The organism is Bradyrhizobium sp. URHD0069, from assembly GCF_000701345.1.
Classification (GTDB): Bacteria; Pseudomonadota; Alphaproteobacteria; order Rhizobiales; family Xanthobacteraceae; genus Bradyrhizobium.
Genome location: NZ_JNIJ01000010.1, coordinates 102,799 through 119,616, shown reverse-complemented (window position 1 = coordinate 119,616; position 16,818 = coordinate 102,799). Strand labels below are relative to the sequence as shown.

Below are 16,818 nucleotides of genomic sequence, written 5' to 3'. Positions count from 1 at the left end.
TCTCCCTTAAAGGGAGCCGCCAGCCGGGAGGAACATGATGCCAACCTACAAAGCCCCTCTGGAAGACGTCAGCTTCCTGCTCAATGACGTATTTCAGATCGACCGTTACGACAATCTTCCCGGCTTTAGCGATGCCTCGGCCGATGTGCGGGAGGCGATCCTGTCCGAGGCTGCCAAACTCAGCGAAGAAGTGTTGCAGCCGCTTAATCGCGTCGGGGATCTCGAGGGCTGCACCCGGCACGAGGATGGCAGCGTGGCGACGCCTAAGGGCTTCAAGGAAGCCTTCAAGCAGGTCGCCGAAGGCGGCTGGCTCGGCCTTTCGGCGCCGACGGAGTATGGCGGGCAGGGCCTGCCGGTCACGCTGAGCCAGGCCGTCAACGAATTCCAGTGCTCAGCGAATATGGCGTTTTCGATGTATGGCGGCCTGACCATGGGCGCGACGGCGGCGCTGATGGTGCACGGCAAACCCGAACAGAGGAAGATGTTCGTGCCCAAGATGGTCGCGGGGCAATGGACCGGCACCATGAACCTCACCGAGCCGCAATGCGGCACGGATTTGGGCCTTTTGCGCACCAAGGCCGTCAAGCAGGCCGACGGCAGCTACAAGATCACTGGCACCAAGATCTTCATCTCGGCCGGCGAGCACGATCTCGTTGAAAACATCATCCATCTGGTGCTGGCGCGAATCGAGGGCGCCCCGGCCGGCATCAAGGGCGTGTCGCTGTTCGTGGTCCCGAAGATCCTGGTCAATGCCGACGGATCGCTGGGAGCACGCAATGGCGTCACTTGCGGTTCGATCGAACACAAAATGGGCATCCACGGCAATTCCACCTGCGTGATGAACTACGACGGCGCCACCGGCTGGCTGATCGGTGAGGAAAACAAGGGCATGCAGGGCATGTTCGTGATGATGAACGAGGCGCGGCTTGGCGTCGCCGTGCAGGGGCTGGCGCAATCCGAAGTCGCCTATCAAAACGCCGTGGCCTACGCCCGCGATCGTCTGCAGGGCCGCTCGTTGTCGGGTGCGAAGGCGCCGGACAAACCGGCCGATCCCATCATCGTGCATCCGGACGTGCGGCGCACGCTGCTCACCATTCGCGCCTTCAACGAGGCGGCGCGCGCCATGGTGGTGTGGACCGCGCTGAAGAGCGACGTCGCCCACCGTTCCAGCGATCCCAAGGATCGCCAGGAGGCGGACGATCACATGGGGCTGATGACGCCGGTCATGAAAGGCGTTCTGACCGACGTCGGCTTTTCCAATGCGGTGCTGGCGCAGCAGATGTTCGGAGGCCACGGCTACATTGCCGAGCACGGCATGGAACAGTTCGTGCGCGACGCGCGTATTGCCATGATCTATGAGGGCGCCAACGGCATTCAGGCGCTCGATCTCGTGGGACGTAAATTGCCGCGCGACGGTGGCCGGGCGATCATGTCGTTCTTCAATGAAGTGGCCACCTTCGCCAAGGACCACGGCGCTGACGACGCCATGAAGCCTTATGTCGCGCCGCTGAGTGCGGCGCTCGGCCATTTGCAGCAGGCCACCACCTGGCTGATGCAGAATGCGATGGCGCGGCCGGACAATGCCGGCGTCGCCGCCACCGATTACATGCAACTGTTCGGCCTCGTCACCTTCGCTTATATGTGGGCGCGGATGGCGAAAGTGGCGCTGGACAAGATTGCGGCCGACGGCACGACGCCCTATTTGACGACGAAACTGGTGACCGGGCGCTTCTTCATGGAACGGATGCTGCCGGAAACCTCGGTTCATCTCGCGCGCATCCAGACCGGATGCGCGACCACCATGGAATTGGCGGCGGAAGCGTTCTGATCGGAGAAATTCTTCCAAGGCCTCGATTCGATCCGCGACATCTTCCAAATCGCTGAATATATTATGATCCTCATACCAGGAGGGCATCATGCCTGAGGCATATATCTACGATCACGTTCGCACGCCGCGCGGCCGCGGCAAGCCCGATGGCGCGCTCCATGAAGTGACGGCGCTGGCGCTGGCGACGGCGCCGCTAAAGGCTCTCAAAGAACGCAACAATCTGGCGGAAGACGTCGTCGATGACGTGATCCTCGGCGTGGTCGATCCGGTCGGCGAGGCCGGCTCCGACATCGCGCGGTTTGCGGCGCTGAACGCGGGCCTCGGCGAAACCGTTCCCGGCGTCCAGATCAGCCGCTTCTGTGCGTCGGGCCTCGATGCCGTGAATTTCGCGGCCGCGCAGATCATGAGCGGCCAGCATGAGCTCACCATCGGCGGTGGCGCCGAATCGATGAGCCGTGTCGGCATCGGCGCCTCCGGCGGCGCCTGGCCGATGGATCCCTCGATCGCGGTGCCGGCCTATTTCATGCCGCAGGGCGTGTCGGCCGATCTGATCGCGACCAAATACGGCTTTTCGCGCGATGACGTCGACGCCTATGCGGTGCAAAGCCAGCAGCGCGCGGCCAAGGCCTGGGAGGAAGGCCGCTTCAAGAATTCCGTGGTGCCGGTCAAGGACGTCAATGGGCTCACGATTCTCGCCAAGGACGAGCATATGCGGCCGACCACGACGATGCAGTCGCTCGGTCAGTTGCAGCCGTCATTCGTCACGGTGGGACAGATGGGCGGTTTCGACGCGGTAGCGATCCAGTCGCATCCGGAAATCGAGCGCATCAACTACGTGCATCACGCCGGCAATTCGTCCGGCATCGTCGACGGCGCCGGCGCGGTTCTGCTCGGCAGCAAGGAAGCCGGTGCAAAGCACGGCCTGAAGCCGCGCGCGAAAATCCGCGCCTTCACCAATATCGGCTCGGAGCCGGCGATGATGCTGACCGGTCCGGTCGACGTCACCGAGAAGCTGTTCGAACGCTCGGGCATGAAGAAATCGGACATCGATCTGTTCGAACTGAACGAGGCATTCGCGTCAGTGGTGCTGCGTTACATCCAGGCCTTCGACATCGACAACGCCAAGATCAACGTGAATGGCGGCGCGATCGCGCTCGGCCATCCGCTCGGCGCCACCGGTGCGATGATCCTCGGCACCGTGCTCGACGAACTCGAGCGCACCAACAAGTCGACCGCGCTGGTGACGCTGTGCATCGGCGGCGGCATGGGCACCGCGACGATCATCGAGCGGGTGTAAACCCAGGGCGGGCAAAGCCGACGGGTCGCGCGAATGCGCGCCCGATGATAAACTCCGCGTGCCCATCAAGACAGGCGCGGATTAGTATTGGGCACGGCGCGAAGCGCGGCTTTGCCCACCCTACAATCTCTTCCGTAGGGGAGAGGGAGCAGAGACAACCGCCGCGCCCACGGGCAGCCGGCATCGAGGGAGCGACAACATGGCCTTCAAAAACTTCAAACTCGAGACCGACGCCGACGGCATTGCGCTGGTGACATGGGACACGCCCGGCCGTTCGATGAACGTGCTGGACGAGACCTCGGTCAACGAACTCGAAGAGATCGTGAAGCAGACCTCCACTGACGCTGCCGTGAAGGGCGTCGTCATCACCTCGGGCAAGGAAGCGTTATGCGCCGGCGCGGATCTGTCGATGCTGGAAGGCATGAGCCGTCAATATGCGGACTTGCAGAAGACCAAAGGCGACGAAGCGGCCAACCAGATGCTGTTCGAGCGGAGCCGCCGGCTCTCGCAGGTGTTTCGCAATATCGAAACCTCCGGCAAGCCGTGGGTCGCGGCGATCAACGGGCTTGCGCTCGGCGGCGGTTTCGAGCTGACGCTGTCCTGCCACTATCGTGTTGCCGCGGAAAATCCCAAGACCCGCCTCGGACTGCCCGAAGTCAAGGTCGGATTGTTCCCCGGCGCCGGCGGTACCCAGCGGGTGCCACGCATCGTGTCGCCGCAGGATGCGATGCAATTGCTGCTTAAGGGCGAGGCGATCAATCTCGAAAAGGCCAAGGCGCTGAAGCTGGTCGACGCCGTCGTTCCCGCAGGCGATCTGATCAAGGCCGCAAAAGACTGGATCAAGGGCGGCGGCAAGGCTGTCGCGCCCTGGGACGAGAAGGGATTTAAACTCCCCGGCGGGCCGGTTTATTCCAAGGGCGGCATGATGATGTTCCCGGCCGGCAATGCGATCTATCGTCGCGAAACCTACGACAATTATCCGGCGGCGCGCGCCATCATGCAAAGCGTCTATGAGGGCCTGCAGTTGCCGATCGACGCCGCGTTGCGCGTCGAGTCCCGCTACTTCACACAAATCCTGCGCAGCAAGGAAGCAGCCGCGATGATCCGCAGCCTGTTCCTCTCGATGCAGGAGTTGAACAAGGGCGCGCGGCGTCCGCAAAACGTGCCGCCGACCAAAGTCAAGAAGCTCGCCGTGATCGGCGCCGGCTTCATGGGCGCCAGCGTCGGCTATGTCTCGGCGCGTGCCGGCATCGAGGTGGTGCTGATCGACCGCGATCAGGAAAGCGCCGACAAGGGCAAGGGCCACGCCAAGGCCGTGATCGACGATCTGATCAAGAAGGGCCGTGCCAAGGAAAGCGATCGCGACGCCATCCTGTCGCGCATCAGCGCCACCGCCGATTACAATGTGCTGAAGGATTGCGACCTCGTCATCGAAGCGGTGTTCGAGGACCGCAAGGTCAAGGCCGAGACCTACACCAAGGCGCAGCCGCTGTTGAAGGGGGATGCGATCTTTGCCTCCAACACCTCGACGCTCCCCATCAATTCGCTGGCGGAAGAGTTCAAGGATCAAAGCAAATTCATCGGCATTCATTTCTTTTCGCCGGTCGAGAAGATGATGCTGGTGGAAATAATCGTCGGCAAGAACACCGGCGACGTCGCGCTGGCGACCGCGCTCGATTATGTGCGCGTGATCGGCAAGACGCCGATCGTGGTCAACGACTCCCGCGGCTTCTTCGCCAACCGCTGCGTGCTGCGCTTCACCGCCGAAGGCCTGGAAATGCTGATGGAAGGCGTGCCGCCGGCGATGATCGAGAACACCGCCAAGATGGCGGGCATGCCGGTCGGGCCGCTGTCGCTATCGGATGAAGTCGCACTCGACCTCGTGCTCAAGATCATGAAGGCGACCGAAGCCGATCTCGGCGCCAACGCCATCGATCAGAGCCAGAAGAAGCTGCTGGTCGAGATGGTCGAGAAGCAGGGCCGCTTCGGCCGCAAGAACGGCAAGGGATTTTACGATTATCCCGAGAAGGGCAAGGGCCAGAAGAGCCTGTGGTCGGAACTGTCAGGATTGCAGCCGAAGCATCTCGATCCCGACAAGCTCGATGTCGAGGAGTTGAAGCAGCGTTTTCTCGTGGTGCAGGCTGTCGAGGCCGCACGCACGGTGGAGGATCACGTCATCACCGACGTTCGCGAGGCCGACGTCGGCTCGATCCTCGGCTTCGGCTTTGCGCCGTTCACCGGCGGCACGCTGTCCTATATCGATTTCATGGGCACGAAAAAATTCGTCGAGCTATGTCACAGGCTCGAAGCCAAATACGGCTCACGCTTCACCCCGCCGAAACTCTTGGTCGAAATGGCGGCCAAGGGCGAGACATTCTATGGCCGCTTCCCGCCGAAGAAGCTGGCCGCGGCGTAAGTTGGCCGTCATTGCGAGGAGCGCTCGCGACGACGCAACCCAGTTCTTGGCGACGAAGACCGGATTGCTTCGTGGAGCCTGTCATCGGGCGCGCATTCGTGCGACCCGTTGGCTCGTAATGACGAACGTTGGAGCCCTTTCCGTTTCGATCGAATCGAAACGGGGCTCTGGGAACCGGCGCCGGGGAGAATAATCCAGTTTCATCGGACTTTTCCTTCCCTTGGACGTATTTGGGGGGTGATTAAATGCATCTGCATGCATAGTCAAGATTGATGCAGCTGCATTTAGTGCGGTACACTGATCCCCGTTCATGATGGACGAGGCCATGAGACGCAAACCATCGACCGAGGCGACCGCCGCCTGGATTCGCCTTATGCGGGTGCAGAGCCGTGTCCTGGACGCCGTCGAGCAAGACTTGAAGAAGGCCGGCTTCCCGCCGCTGGCCTGGTATGATGCGCTGCTCGAATTGTCGCGCGCGCCAACGGGCGAAATGCGCCCGGTCGAGCTGGAAAAACAAATGCTGATCCCGCAATACTCGACCTCGCGCCTGATCGACCGGCTGGTGGACGAGGGACTGGCGGCGCGGCGCGAGTGCAAGGTCGACAAGCGCGGTCAGTTCGTCGAGATTACCGAGGCCGGGCGCGAGCTGCAGAAGAAGATGTGGAGCGCGTATTCCGCCGCGATCGAGAAGTACGTTGGCTCGAAACTGTCCGATGCGGATGCCGTGAAGCTTTGCGGCCTGCTCGACCGGCTGGGCTGCTCGTGCAGTGAGGCGCAGGCGCCCGCCGCAAGAGACGGCGCGTCCGCACGATGATATTGTTTTCCCCTCCAGCATCCCCGGACCGATCGGTCCGCGGATGCCCCCGACACCGCGCGCGTTCGGTCGAAGCGCCTTTCATCCGGAACTTTCATGGCGCGTGACCAGATCGATATGACCCCGCTGCAATCGCGCGCCGAGTTGGTGGCGTGGATGGAAGCGGGCGTTAAGCCGACTTCCGAATTCCGGATCGGCACCGAACACGAAAAAACGCCGTTTACCCTTCAGGGCCATCAACCCGTCGCTTACGAAGGCGCCCGCGGGATCGGCGCGCTGCTGGAAGGCATGAAGCTGCTGCTCGGCTGGGAGCCGATCATGGAACGCGGCAATATCATCGGGTTGTACGACGTTACCGGCGGCGGCGCGATTTCGCTGGAGCCCGGCGGGCAATTCGAGCTGTCGGGCGCGGCGGTCGAGACCGTGCATCAGACCCAATCCGAACTGATGGCGCATCTGGCGCAGGTCCGCGAGATCGCAACTCCCCTCGGCATCGGGTTTCTCGGGCTCGGCATGACGCCGTCATGGTCGCGGGCGCAGATTCCGATGATGCCCAAGGGCCGCTACAAGATCATGACCAACTACATGCCGAAGGTCGGCCGATACGGCCTCGACATGATGTACCGGACCTGCACGGTGCAGACCAATCTCGACTTCTCGTCGGAAGCCGACATGGTCAAGAAGCTCAGGGTATCGGTTGCGCTGCAGCCGGTAGCGACCGCGCTGTTCGCCAATTCGCCGTTCACCGAGGGCAAGCCCAACGGCTTCCTGTCGTTCCGCTCCGAGATCTGGCGCGACACCGACAATGCGCGCGCCGGCATGATTCCATGGGCGTTCGAGGACGGCATGGGGTTCGAACGCTGGGTCGATTATGCGCTGGATGTGCCGATGTATTTCGTCAAGCGCGGGGAAGCCTATATCGACGTCGCGGGAACATCGTTCCGTGATTTTTTCGATGGCAAAAATCCCGCATTACCCGGCGAGCGGCCGACGCTGTCGGATTGGGCCAATCATCTGTCGACAATTTTCCCCGAGGTGCGGTTGAAGCGCTATCTGGAAATGCGCGGCGCCGACGGCGTGCCGTGGGGGCGGTTGCCGGCGCTGCCGGCGTTCTGGGTCGGATTGCTCTACGACGACACCAGCCTGAACGCCGCCTGGGATATCGTCAAACACTGGAAAGCGCATGAGCGGCAGGCCTTGCGCGACGAGGTGCCGCGCCTGGGCTTCAAGGCAAGGATCAAGGATCGCTATCTGTTCGAAATCGCCAAGGAATGCCTGGCGCTGGCGCATTCGGGCCTAAGGCGGCGCGGCCGCGTCGATCACCTCGGGCGCGATGAAAGCCGTCACCTCGAGCCGCTGGAGCGGATTATCGATACCGGACATACTCCCGCCGAAGAGATGCTGGAGAAGTTCCACGGCCCCTGGCAGGGCTCGGTAGAGCCGACCTACGAGGAATACGCGTTCTAGAACTGTCCGCCGAGGGCTTTGCGCCGTTCATCAGCGGTACAGGTTGATGGCGATCCAATGGCATCGCGAACTGCAGTGCGTGCAATCATTCGAAAGCAACAGCGTATGTGGAGAGGTCGCCTTCTGAGGGCGTGTTTGGTGATGCTTGCCTTTTCGTTGGCTGTGATGGCCGTGCGACCGGCACAAGCGCAGGCCAATTTCGATCGTCCGGGAGGCGATTATCAGAGTGCGGTGGTGCCGACCGGCGATCCCGCGGACTGTGCGTTGGTGTGCGAACGCGACCGGCGCTGCCGCGCGTGGAGCTTTAACTATCCGACCGATCTCGTCGGCGGCGCGGTCTGCTGGCTGAAGAGCAACGTGCCTGCGCGCGTCCAGCATAATTGCTGCGTCTCGGGCGTGCGCGGCGCAGGTGTGGTCGAACCGCGTAACGGCGCCGTCGAAACGTCGATCGACCGGTTCGGCGGCGATTACCGCAATTTCGACCTCAAAAACGGTGAAGACGTCGAGGCCTGCAAGGCCGCCTGCTCCGCCGACAACAAATGCCGGGCCTGGACCTACGCGCGGCCGGGATATGTCGGACGAGAGGCGCACTGCTTCTTGAAAAAAGAAATCAAGCCGCCGCGACGCAAGGCCGGATTTGTCTCGGGCGTGGTGAGGTAGAGTTCAGTCGTAGTGCGCAGGGCCGGCAAAGCGAAGCGTGCCCACCATTCAAAGTCGGCAGGCTTCATCTCAACGGTGGGCCCGCTTGCGCTTTGGGCACCCTACGATTCCATCGACTCGACCGCCGCTTTCGAGGCCAGTGACCGCCATTGCCGGCGCAGCAGCGGCTCGACGGTAGCGCGCTTGGCCTTCGACAGCCGGATCAGCACGATCGGATAATCTTTGTAGTGATTGGTGAAGTAAAACACCTTCGGCTGGCTCTCCACCAGCATGTCGCGTTCCTCATGCGGAACGCCCGGCACCACCAGGCTGTCGCCATCTTCCTTCAGTCGCACCAGCAGTTTCTTGCGCACCTTGAGCGCGACTGTGCCGTAAGAGGTGCCGTCCTCGACCTCCGGCCAGGCAAACGCAATCTTTCTGACGTCGTCGAAGGTCACGGCTAAGCTTATCCCTCACCCCGACGAGTGGCGTCATGAGGTCTTCTTCAATGCACCGCGGTGAAGAACCGCGCGACGCGGAAACCCGACAGCCAGGTCCATACCGGCTGGTTACGCATGCCGAGATCCCACGATCCGACCACGGCGTCGGCACGGCCGATCAGGTTATCGATCGGCAACAGCCCGACGCCGCCATCTCGCACGGAAACGCGGCTGTCGGCGGAATTGTCGCGGTTATCACCCATCACGAACAGGTGGCCGGGCGGCACGGTTACTTCAGGCGTGTTGTCGAGCCGGCCGTTGTCGCGGAACTTGAAAATCTCGTGCGAAACGCCATTGGGCAAGGTCTCGATGTAGCGATACACCGGTTCTCTCCCGCCGTTATCGTCTTCCGCCTCGCCAATGCCGTCGGGCTTCAGCGATGCCGCATGGTCGTTGATGAAGAGCTGACCCTGCCGCATCTGGATGCGATCGCCCGGCAGACCAACAACGCGCTTTACCCAGGCCTGCGACCGGTCACCCGGCCAGCGGAACACGACGACATCGCCGAGCTTCGGCGTTTCGCCGAACACGCGCCCCGTTTCGGGCAGGTTGATCTGCATCGGCAGCGAAGCGGTGCTGTAACCGTAGGGATATTTCGACGCCAGCAGCGCATCGCCAATCTGAAGGGTCGGCTCCATCGAACCTGACGGTACGTAGAACGGCTCGGCGAGCGCGCCCTTGGCTACGAAAACGATCAGCACGATGGCTGCGAGCTGAACCAATTGGGCACACCAGCCTTGCCTCTTCGCGGCGACAGATTGGTTCTCGATGCTCATCCGCCGGTTCCTCCGACCGTAATGCGCTCCATCCGCAAGGTCGGCTGACCGACGCCGACCGGCACGCCCTGGCCGTTCTTGCCGCAGGTACCGATGCCGGAATCCAGCGCCAGATCGTTGCCGATCATGGTGATGCGATGCAGGTCGGTCGGCCCGTTGCCGATCAGCATCGCGCCCTTCAGCGGCGCGCCGACCTTGCCGTTTTCGATTTTGTAGGCCTCGGTGCACTGAAATACGTATTTGCCCGAGGTGATGTCGACCTGGCCGCCGCCGAAATTCGCGGCGTAGACCCCTTTTTTCACCGAAGCGATTATTTCAGCCGGATCGCGCTGGCCGGCCAGCATGTAGGTGTTGGTCATGCGCGGCATCGGCACATGCGCATAGCCCTGACGGCGGCCATTGCCGGTCGGCTTCATGTTCATCAGCCGCGCGTTCTGGCGGTCCTGCATATAGCCGACGAGGATGCCGTCCTCGATCAGCACAGTGCGATGGGTCGGGGTGCCCTCGTCGTCGATCGACAACGAGCCGCGCCGCGACGCAATGGTGCCGTCATCGACCACGGTGACGCCTTTGGCCGCGACCTGCTGTCCCATCAGGCCGGCGAAAGCGGAAGTTTGCTTGCGGTTGAAATCGCCTTCTAACCCGTGGCCGACCGCTTCGTGCAGCATAACGCCGGGCCAGCCGGCGCCGAGCACCACGTCCATTTCACCGGCGGGTGCCGGCACGGATTCGAGATTGACCAGCGCCTCGCGGATCGCGCCGTCGGCGGCTTCGCGCCACGCTTTGGTCTCGATGAAGCGCGCATAGCCTTCGCGGCCGCCATAGCCCTTGCTGCCGCTCTCCTGGCGATCGCCCTGGCCGGCCACCACAGAAATATTGACGCGCACCAGGGGGCGGATGTCGCGATAGCTTTCGCCATCCGGGCGGAGGATTTCCACCACCTGCCAGGTCGCACCCAGGCTAACGGTGACCTGCCGCACCCGCGGATCCCTGTCGCGGACATAAGCGTCGATCTCGGCGAGCAGCTTCACTTTGGATTCGAAGCCCGGCGCATCCAGCGGATTGTCGTCGCCGTAAAGCCGCACATTGGTGTGCGCGGGTGCCGCCGCGAAATTCCCGCTATAGCCGCCGCGCACCGCATGCACCGCATCCGCCGCGCGGATCAGCGCCGGCAATGAGACGTCGGAGGAATGCGCGTAGCCGACCGCGTCGTCCTTCACGGCGCGCAGGCCAAAACCCTGCGAGGTATCGTAGGTCGCCTGCTTGAGGCGGCCATTATCGAACATCAGCGCTTCGGTCTGACTGAATTCCAGAAATAACTCGCCGTCGTCGGCGCCCTCCAATCCCCGCGCGACTTGATGGCGCACGGAATCGCGGTCGAGGTTGGCGCGGTCGAGCAGGGAGGTTGTGGCAGGATTGGTCATGAAGGCTCCGATGTCGTTCTGGTCGCCCCCGCGAACGCGGCGACCCATAGCTACAGGTCTTGGTGTTTAAGCAGACGCTCGCGGAAGGGTCGCCTTACAACACGGTAACCTGTGGTTATGGGCCCGGCTCGCACTTGGCCGGGACGACGGTGATGAAGATAGGCATTATTGCCGCGAATAGGGAGGGGTCCGGGATCGACGACGGACCACCTCTCACGGCAACTTGTCGTAGCCTTCGCCAATCCCGTTCAGACTCAAGGGGAAGCCGATGCCCTCTTCGGGGGTCTCGAAAATGATGAATGTCGCGGTCTTGGCGGTGCGCAGCTGGCCCAACAGCTTGTCGTCCATGACGACTTCGGCGACGCAGCCATTGGGCAGGCAGCGCACGAAGCCGGCCCGGCCTACATCCTGATTGTCGAGCTTCAAGCCCAGCCCCGACGGCAGCAGTACGCCGAGCGGCGCCACCACCCGCATCAGCTTGCTCTTCTGGTCGGCGGTTTTCAGCACGATGACGGTCAGGCCGGCGTTGGAGCGGTCTTCCGCCACCACGCTCTGGATCAGGGCGCATTGCTCTCCTTGCGCGCCAGGCGGCGTGTCGCAGCGGATCTGCCAGTCGCCATGGACCGACCGGACCGCGCCTTGGGCGCTGGCAGAAGCGGTCAGGCCGAGCAAGACCGCAATCGCAAGACCGCCCGCCAGCCAGCGGCCGAAGCTGCTGGCAAACGGGTTGCCGCGGCTGGCGGCGCTTCTCGCATGGTGTTTGAAAGGCCCCATCCGGGTCGATCCCTTGATATGCCTTTGGCAAAGTCGGTTCGAACAATGCAGTGATATGGCAATGACGGCGCCTTGAAGGCGATCTTCAAGCCATCCTTGCGCCGGGACAGGCCACCCCACTGTTTTGCGAATCAGGTTCCTGTGTAGCGCCCGATCTGTGCCTACATCGGGCAATCCGGCTGTCAAGCTGTGACGCGGCGCAAAAGTGGTACTTTTGCTTGATTTCACGGGAAAATGTGACATCGGCAGAATAGCCGGCGGCGCATCGCTCCATGGCATACTACTGCATTGCGAGAGCCGGCGAATTATGGTTTGAGAGGCTGGATTCGACGCGTTCTAGCGATCTGGCCCAAGTACTCCTAAAGTACCTCGCAAGGCCGTTTGTCAGGGCGGATCGTGCAGCATTTTCCGCCATCCGGCAGAATGCTTTGGGAATTTATCAAGGGAGCGCGAGCGGCATGAAGATGTCGAAGGGCCGAACGGGCCGGCGGTTGCTGGGATTTGCGGTGGCAGGCGTTGCGCAGGTCGCCTGCGGGGCGGCGTTTGCCGAACTGGGGCAGCCCGCGCCGTGGGAATTTACGCTGCAGGAATCCGCGACGCCGGTAATGGATGACATCACCTGGTTCCATAACTTCCTGTTCTGGCTCATCACGGCAATTACGCTGTTCGTTCTGGTTTTATTGGTCATGGTCGTTGTGAAGTTCAACGCCAGGTCCAACCCGGTCCCCTCCAGGACCACCCACAACACCCTGATCGAAGTGGCCTGGACGCTTATTCCGGTGCTGATCCTGGTCGGCATCGCGGTGCCGTCGTTCCGGCTGTTGTTTCTGCAGCTCGACGTTCCCAAGGCCGATCTGACCGTCAAGGTCACGGGCAAGCAATGGTACTGGAGCTACGCCTATCCGGATAACGGCAAGTTCGAATTCGATTCGCTGCTAGCCCAGGACAAGAAGCCCCGGCTGCTCGGCGTCGATAACGAGATGGTGGTGCCGGTGAACAAGGTGGTCCGGATTCAGACTACCGGCGCGGACGTGATCCACTCGTTCGCGGTGCCGGCGTTCGGCATCAAGATCGACTCGATACCCGGCCGCCTCAACGAAACCTGGTTCAAGGCCACCAAGCTCGGCATGTTCTATGGCCAGTGCTCCGAACTGTGCGGCAAGGATCATGCCTTCATGCCGATCGCGGTGCGGGTGGTGAGCGATCAGGAATTCGCGGCCTGGGTTGAGGGCGCGAAGAAGAAATTTGCGACCGCACCGGCGAACTCGTTCGCCTCGGCGGGCGCAGCGACGCAGTAAGCCAGAGCTTTAAGCGTATCGACGGGACGAGGGCGACGGGACCGCGAGGTCCAACAGGACTGCAAGGCAGGATTTAAAAAAATGGCAACAGCGACACCGGCTCACACTGATCACGCCCACGACGATCACGCGCACGGCCATCCGACCGGATGGCGGCGCTTCGCCTACTCGACCAACCACAAGGACATCGGCACGATGTACCTGGTGTTCGCGGTCATCGCCGGCATCATCGGCGCGGCGATGTCGATCGCGATCCGTGTCGAATTGATGTATCCCGGCGTCCAGATTTTCCACGAGAGCCATACCTACAACGTGTTCGTGACCTCGCACGGCCTGATCATGATCTTCTTCATGGTGATGCCGGCGATGATCGGCGGCTTCGGCAACTGGTTCGTGCCGCTGATGATCGGCGCGCCCGACATGGCGTTCCCGCGCATGAACAACATCTCGTTCTGGCTGCTGCCGGCCTCATTCGCGCTGCTGTTGATCTCGACCTTCGTCGAGGGCGAACCCGGCGCCAACGGCGTCGGCGCGGGCTGGACGATGTATGCGCCGCTGTCGACCTCGGGTCATCCCGGACCGGCGGTCGACTTCGCCATCCTGTCGCTGCATCTGGCCGGCGCCTCGTCGATCCTCGGCGCCATCAATTTCATCACCACCATCTTCAACATGCGCGCGCCAGGCATGACGCTGCACAAGATGCCGCTGTTCGTCTGGTCGATCCTGGTGACGGTGTTCCTGCTGCTGTTGTCGTTGCCGGTGCTCGCCGGCGCGATCACCATGCTGCTCACCGACCGCAATTTCGGCACGACGTTCTTCGCCGCCGACGGTGGCGGGGACCCCGTGCTGTTCCAGCATCTGTTCTGGTTCTTCGGCCATCCCGAGGTCTACATCCTGATCCTGCCCGCGTTCGGCATGATCAGCCAGATCGTCTCGACTTTCTCGAGGAAGCCGGTGTTCGGATATCTCGGCATGGCCTATGCGATGGTTGCGATCGGCGGCATCGGCTTCGTGGTGTGGGCGCACCACATGTACACGGTCGGCATGTCTTCGGCGACGCAGGCCTATTTCGTCGCCGCGACCATGGTGATCGCGGTCCCGACCGGCGTGAAGATCTTCTCCTGGATCGCCACCATGTGGGGCGGTTCGATCGAGTTCAAGACGCCGATGCTGTGGGCGATCGGCTTCATCTTCCTGTTCACGGTCGGCGGCGTCACTGGCGTCGTGCTGGCGAACGCCGGTGTCGACCGCGTGCTGCAGGATACCTATTACGTGGTGGCGCACTTCCACTACGTGCTGTCGCTCGGCGCGGTGTTTGGCATCTTCGCCGGCTGGTACTACTGGTTCCCGAAAATGTTCGGCTACATGTATTCGGAGACCATCGGCAAGCTGCACTTCTGGTTCACCTTCATCGGCGTCAATCTGGTATTCTTCCCGCAGCACTTCCTCGGTCTCTCCGGCATGCCGCGCCGCTATGTCGACTATCCCGACGCGTTTGCCGGCTGGAACCTGGTGTCCTCGCTCGGCTCCTACATCTCCGGCTTCGGCGTCTTGATCTTCATCTACGGTGTGATCGACGCCTTCGTGCGCAAGCAACAGGCCGCCGCCAATCCGTGGGGAGCGGGCGCCACCACGCTGGAATGGACGCTGCCGTCGCCGCCGCCGTTCCACCAGTTCGAAGTGCTGCCGCGCGTGCAGTAAACAAGAATGCGCGGCGCGTTGACTGCGCCGCGCTTTTTAGGAAGCGAGACCACACTTGTCGGTTGTCGATCACAACGCCATCGAGTTGTCACCGCGGATTTCCGAGGCCGATGTTGCCGATTACATCGCGCTGCTGAAGCCGCGGGTGATGTCGCTGGTGATCTTCACCGCGCTGGTCGGCCTTGTGATCGCGCCGGGCCACTTTCACCCGGTACTGGCATTCACCTCGATCCTTTGCATCGCAGTCGGCGCCGGCGCGTCGGGCGCGCTGAACATGTGGTACGAAAGCGATATCGACGCGTTGATGTCGCGCACCGCCAACCGGCCGATCCCGCGCGGTCGCATCACCCGGCCGGAAGCGCTGACATTCGGCATGACGCTGGCGTTCTTCTCGGTGATGACGCTCGGTGTCCTGGTCAACTGGCTCGCGGGCGCGCTGCTGGCGTTTACGATCTTCTTCTACGTCGTGATCTATACGATGGCGCTGAAACGCAGGACTGCGCAGAACATCGTGATCGGCGGCGCCGCCGGCGCGCTGCCGCCGGTGGTGGCGTGGGCGGCGGCGACCGACTCGCTGTCGGTCGAGCCGCTGCTGCTGTTCTTGATCATCTTCTTCTGGACCCCGCCGCATTTCTGGGCGCTGGCGCTGTTTCGCAGCGACGACTACGCGCGCGCCGGGGTGCCGATGCTGCCGGTCGTCGCCGGTCCCGATGCGACGCGGCTGCAGATCCTGCTTTATACGGTGGTGTTGGTTGCGGTCGCATTCGCGCCGTGGCCGCTCGGCTATTTCGATGCGGTTTATGGCGTGACCTCGCTCGTTCTCGGCGCCGGCATGCTGACGCTCGCGGTCAACGTCTACCGCCGCCGCGAGGGGCGCGAAGCGCTGCGCGCGACGCGCAAGCTATTTGCGTTTTCCATCGTTTATCTGTTCGCGCTGTTCGCGACCTTGTTGATCGAGGTTGTCGTCCAGGCCGTCGCGCCGTCGGTCTGGTAGGGGGCGCGTGGCAAGGAAATGGCCGATAAGCATGAGCCAGATGGAATCGTCCTCACCGAGGCGCAGAAGAAAAGCCGCCGGCAGCGTTCGATCGCCATTGCGCTCGCGCTCGGCGTCCTCGTCGTGCTGTTCTTCGCGGTCACCATGGTCAAGGGGCCTGCGGTCCTAGTGCGGCCGATGTGATCGATATGGAGAACCAGCCGCCGATGCCGCAAGCGCCGATCAGAAACCAGAAAGCGAGCTCGCATCGCGGGCTCGGTCGCGATGCGGCGGTGGCTGCGATCTGCGGGTTTGTCGTGGTGCTGATGATCGGCGCGTCCTATGCGGCCGTGCCGTTCTACAACTGGTTCTGCCGCGCCACCGGCTTTAATGGCACCACGCAAGTCGCGACCTCGGCGCCATCATCGGGGCCCCTGGCGCGCAAGATCGCGGTGCGCTTCGATGCCAATGTTGGGCCCGGGTTGCCGTGGAAGTTCGAGCCGGAGCAGACCGAAATCGAGGTCAAAATCGGCGAAGTCGTCACCGTGTTCTACACCGTGACCAACCAGTCGGCGCGGCCGACGACCGGGCAGGCCGCCTACAATGTGGCGCCGCTGACAGTCGGCGCGTATTTCCAGAAGATCAACTGCTTCTGTTTCACCGAACAGACCATGGCGGCCGGCGAGAAACGCGAAATGCCGGTGGTGTTTTACGTCGATCCGGCGCTGGTCGCCGAACACGACAATGACGGGCTGAACACCATCACGCTGTCCTATACCTTCTACCCCGTGCGCGAGCCGACCCCAAAACCGCTTGCCGCGAGTGAGCCGGACAAACGCAAGGGAAACCTTTGATCGCCGGGATCTTAAAAGATTCCTGGAATTTGTTTTTTTAGACGAATACGTGCCGGA

15 protein-coding genes are annotated in these 16,818 nt (G+C 62.4%); 11 read left to right on the top strand and 4 right to left on the bottom strand.

Annotation, left to right across the window (positions count from 1 at the left end):
• The first annotated feature begins 37 nt into the window (after positions 1 to 37).
• From N554_RS0104820 to N554_RS0104795, 6 genes are all read left to right on the top strand, one after another.
• Positions 38 to 1,828: an acyl-CoA dehydrogenase C-terminal domain-containing protein gene (locus N554_RS0104820; protein ID WP_029582443.1), complete on the top strand. Its 1,791-nt coding sequence runs from the start codon at positions 38 to 40 to the stop codon at positions 1,826 to 1,828.
• Positions 1,829 to 1,916: 88 nt separating this feature from the next.
• The gene (locus N554_RS0104815) at positions 1,917 to 3,125 is read left to right on the top strand and encodes an acetyl-CoA C-acetyltransferase (RefSeq protein ID WP_029582442.1); all 1,209 of its coding nucleotides are present in this window, start codon (positions 1,917 to 1,919) and stop codon (positions 3,123 to 3,125) included.
• A gap of 199 nt (positions 3,126 to 3,324) precedes the next feature.
• Positions 3,325 to 5,541 carry a 3-hydroxyacyl-CoA dehydrogenase NAD-binding domain-containing protein gene (locus N554_RS0104810; protein WP_029582441.1) on the top strand — a complete coding sequence of 739 codons (2,217 nt, stop codon included), beginning with the start codon at positions 3,325 to 3,327 and terminating at the stop codon, positions 5,539 to 5,541.
• 325 nt (positions 5,542 to 5,866) lie between these two features.
• Positions 5,867 to 6,355 (top strand): MarR family winged helix-turn-helix transcriptional regulator, encoded by a 489-nt coding sequence (locus N554_RS0104805; protein ID WP_029582440.1) that lies wholly within the window; start codon positions 5,867 to 5,869, stop codon positions 6,353 to 6,355.
• A 96-nt stretch (positions 6,356 to 6,451) separates the two neighbouring features.
• Positions 6,452 to 7,822, top strand: a complete 1,371-nt coding sequence (locus N554_RS0104800; RefSeq protein ID WP_029582439.1) for a glutamate--cysteine ligase — start codon at positions 6,452 to 6,454, stop codon at positions 7,820 to 7,822.
• Positions 7,823 to 7,963: 141 nt separating this feature from the next.
• Complete coding sequence (locus N554_RS0104795; RefSeq protein ID WP_245283524.1) at positions 7,964 to 8,482, top strand: PAN domain-containing protein; 519 nt, start codon at positions 7,964 to 7,966, stop codon at positions 8,480 to 8,482.
• A gap of 101 nt (positions 8,483 to 8,583) precedes the next feature.
• On the opposite strand, the gene N554_RS0104790 is transcribed toward N554_RS0104795, so the two are convergent.
• The 4 genes from N554_RS0104790 to N554_RS0104775 all read right to left on the bottom strand — a co-directional run bounded on the left by N554_RS0104790 (position 8,584) and on the right by N554_RS0104775 (position 11,935).
• Positions 8,584 to 8,919: an MmcQ/YjbR family DNA-binding protein gene (locus N554_RS0104790; protein WP_029582437.1), complete on the bottom strand. Its 336-nt coding sequence runs from the start codon at positions 8,917 to 8,919 to the stop codon at positions 8,584 to 8,586.
• Between the two features lie 47 nt (positions 8,920 to 8,966).
• Positions 8,967 to 9,737: a signal peptidase I gene (gene lepB / locus N554_RS0104785; RefSeq protein WP_029582436.1), complete on the bottom strand. Its 771-nt coding sequence runs from the start codon at positions 9,735 to 9,737 to the stop codon at positions 8,967 to 8,969.
• Positions 9,734 to 11,161: a metalloprotease TldD gene (gene tldD, locus N554_RS0104780; protein WP_029582435.1), complete on the bottom strand. Its 1,428-nt coding sequence runs from the start codon at positions 11,159 to 11,161 to the stop codon at positions 9,734 to 9,736. The genes lepB and tldD overlap by 4 nt, the downstream gene beginning before the upstream one ends.
• Before the next feature lie 213 nt (positions 11,162 to 11,374).
• Positions 11,375 to 11,935 carry an invasion associated locus B family protein gene (locus N554_RS0104775; protein ID WP_245283523.1) on the bottom strand — a complete coding sequence of 187 codons (561 nt, stop codon included), beginning with the start codon at positions 11,933 to 11,935 and terminating at the stop codon, positions 11,375 to 11,377.
• 458 nt (positions 11,936 to 12,393) lie between these two features.
• Between N554_RS0104775 and coxB the strand changes: the two genes are divergently transcribed.
• The 5 genes from coxB (at position 12,394) to N554_RS0104750 (ending at position 16,761) form a co-directional block, all read left to right on the top strand.
• On the top strand, positions 12,394 to 13,233 hold the full coding sequence (gene coxB, locus N554_RS0104770; protein WP_029582433.1) for a cytochrome c oxidase subunit II: 840 nt from the start codon (positions 12,394 to 12,396) through the stop codon (positions 13,231 to 13,233).
• A gap of 81 nt (positions 13,234 to 13,314) precedes the next feature.
• Positions 13,315 to 14,934, top strand: coding sequence for a cytochrome c oxidase subunit I (gene ctaD / locus N554_RS0104765; RefSeq protein ID WP_029582432.1), 1,620 nt, complete (start codon positions 13,315 to 13,317; stop codon positions 14,932 to 14,934).
• A 55-nt stretch (positions 14,935 to 14,989) separates the two neighbouring features.
• The gene (locus N554_RS0104760) at positions 14,990 to 15,928 is read left to right on the top strand and encodes a heme o synthase (RefSeq protein ID WP_029582431.1); all 939 of its coding nucleotides are present in this window, start codon (positions 14,990 to 14,992) and stop codon (positions 15,926 to 15,928) included.
• Positions 15,929 to 15,946: 18 nt separating this feature from the next.
• Positions 15,947 to 16,111, top strand: a complete 165-nt coding sequence (locus N554_RS0104755; protein ID WP_029582430.1) for a hypothetical protein — start codon at positions 15,947 to 15,949, stop codon at positions 16,109 to 16,111.
• Between the two features lie 5 nt (positions 16,112 to 16,116).
• Positions 16,117 to 16,761 (top strand): cytochrome c oxidase assembly protein, encoded by a 645-nt coding sequence (locus tag N554_RS0104750; protein ID WP_029582429.1) that lies wholly within the window; start codon positions 16,117 to 16,119, stop codon positions 16,759 to 16,761.
• Positions 16,762 to 16,818: the final 57 nt, after the last annotated feature.

Bases quoted from the DNA above. Each gene is read 5' to 3' on its own strand.
- N554_RS0104810 (WP_029582441.1), top strand. From the start codon at position 3,325: ATGGCCTTCAAAAACTTCAAACTCGAGACCGACGCCGACGGCATTGCG.
- N554_RS0104820 (WP_029582443.1), top strand. From the start codon at position 38: ATGCCAACCTACAAAGCCCCTCTGGAAGACGTCAGCTTCCTGCTCAAT.
- N554_RS0104775 (WP_245283523.1), bottom strand. From the start codon at position 11,935: ATGGGGCCTTTCAAACACCATGCGAGAAGCGCCGCCAGCCGCGGCAAC.
- N554_RS0104805 (WP_029582440.1), top strand. From the start codon at position 5,867: ATGAGACGCAAACCATCGACCGAGGCGACCGCCGCCTGGATTCGCCTT.
- coxB (WP_029582433.1), top strand. From the start codon at position 12,394: ATGAAGATGTCGAAGGGCCGAACGGGCCGGCGGTTGCTGGGATTTGCG.
- N554_RS0104795 (WP_245283524.1), top strand. From the start codon at position 7,964: ATGCTTGCCTTTTCGTTGGCTGTGATGGCCGTGCGACCGGCACAAGCG.
- tldD (WP_029582435.1), bottom strand. From the start codon at position 11,161: ATGACCAATCCTGCCACAACCTCCCTGCTCGACCGCGCCAACCTCGAC.
- ctaD (WP_029582432.1), top strand. From the start codon at position 13,315: ATGGCAACAGCGACACCGGCTCACACTGATCACGCCCACGACGATCAC.
- N554_RS0104755 (WP_029582430.1), top strand. From the start codon at position 15,947: ATGGCCGATAAGCATGAGCCAGATGGAATCGTCCTCACCGAGGCGCAG.
- lepB (WP_029582436.1), bottom strand. From the start codon at position 9,737: ATGAGCATCGAGAACCAATCTGTCGCCGCGAAGAGGCAAGGCTGGTGT.
- N554_RS0104800 (WP_029582439.1), top strand. From the start codon at position 6,452: ATGGCGCGTGACCAGATCGATATGACCCCGCTGCAATCGCGCGCCGAG.
- N554_RS0104815 (WP_029582442.1), top strand. From the start codon at position 1,917: ATGCCTGAGGCATATATCTACGATCACGTTCGCACGCCGCGCGGCCGC.
- N554_RS0104750 (WP_029582429.1), top strand. From the start codon at position 16,117: ATGGAGAACCAGCCGCCGATGCCGCAAGCGCCGATCAGAAACCAGAAA.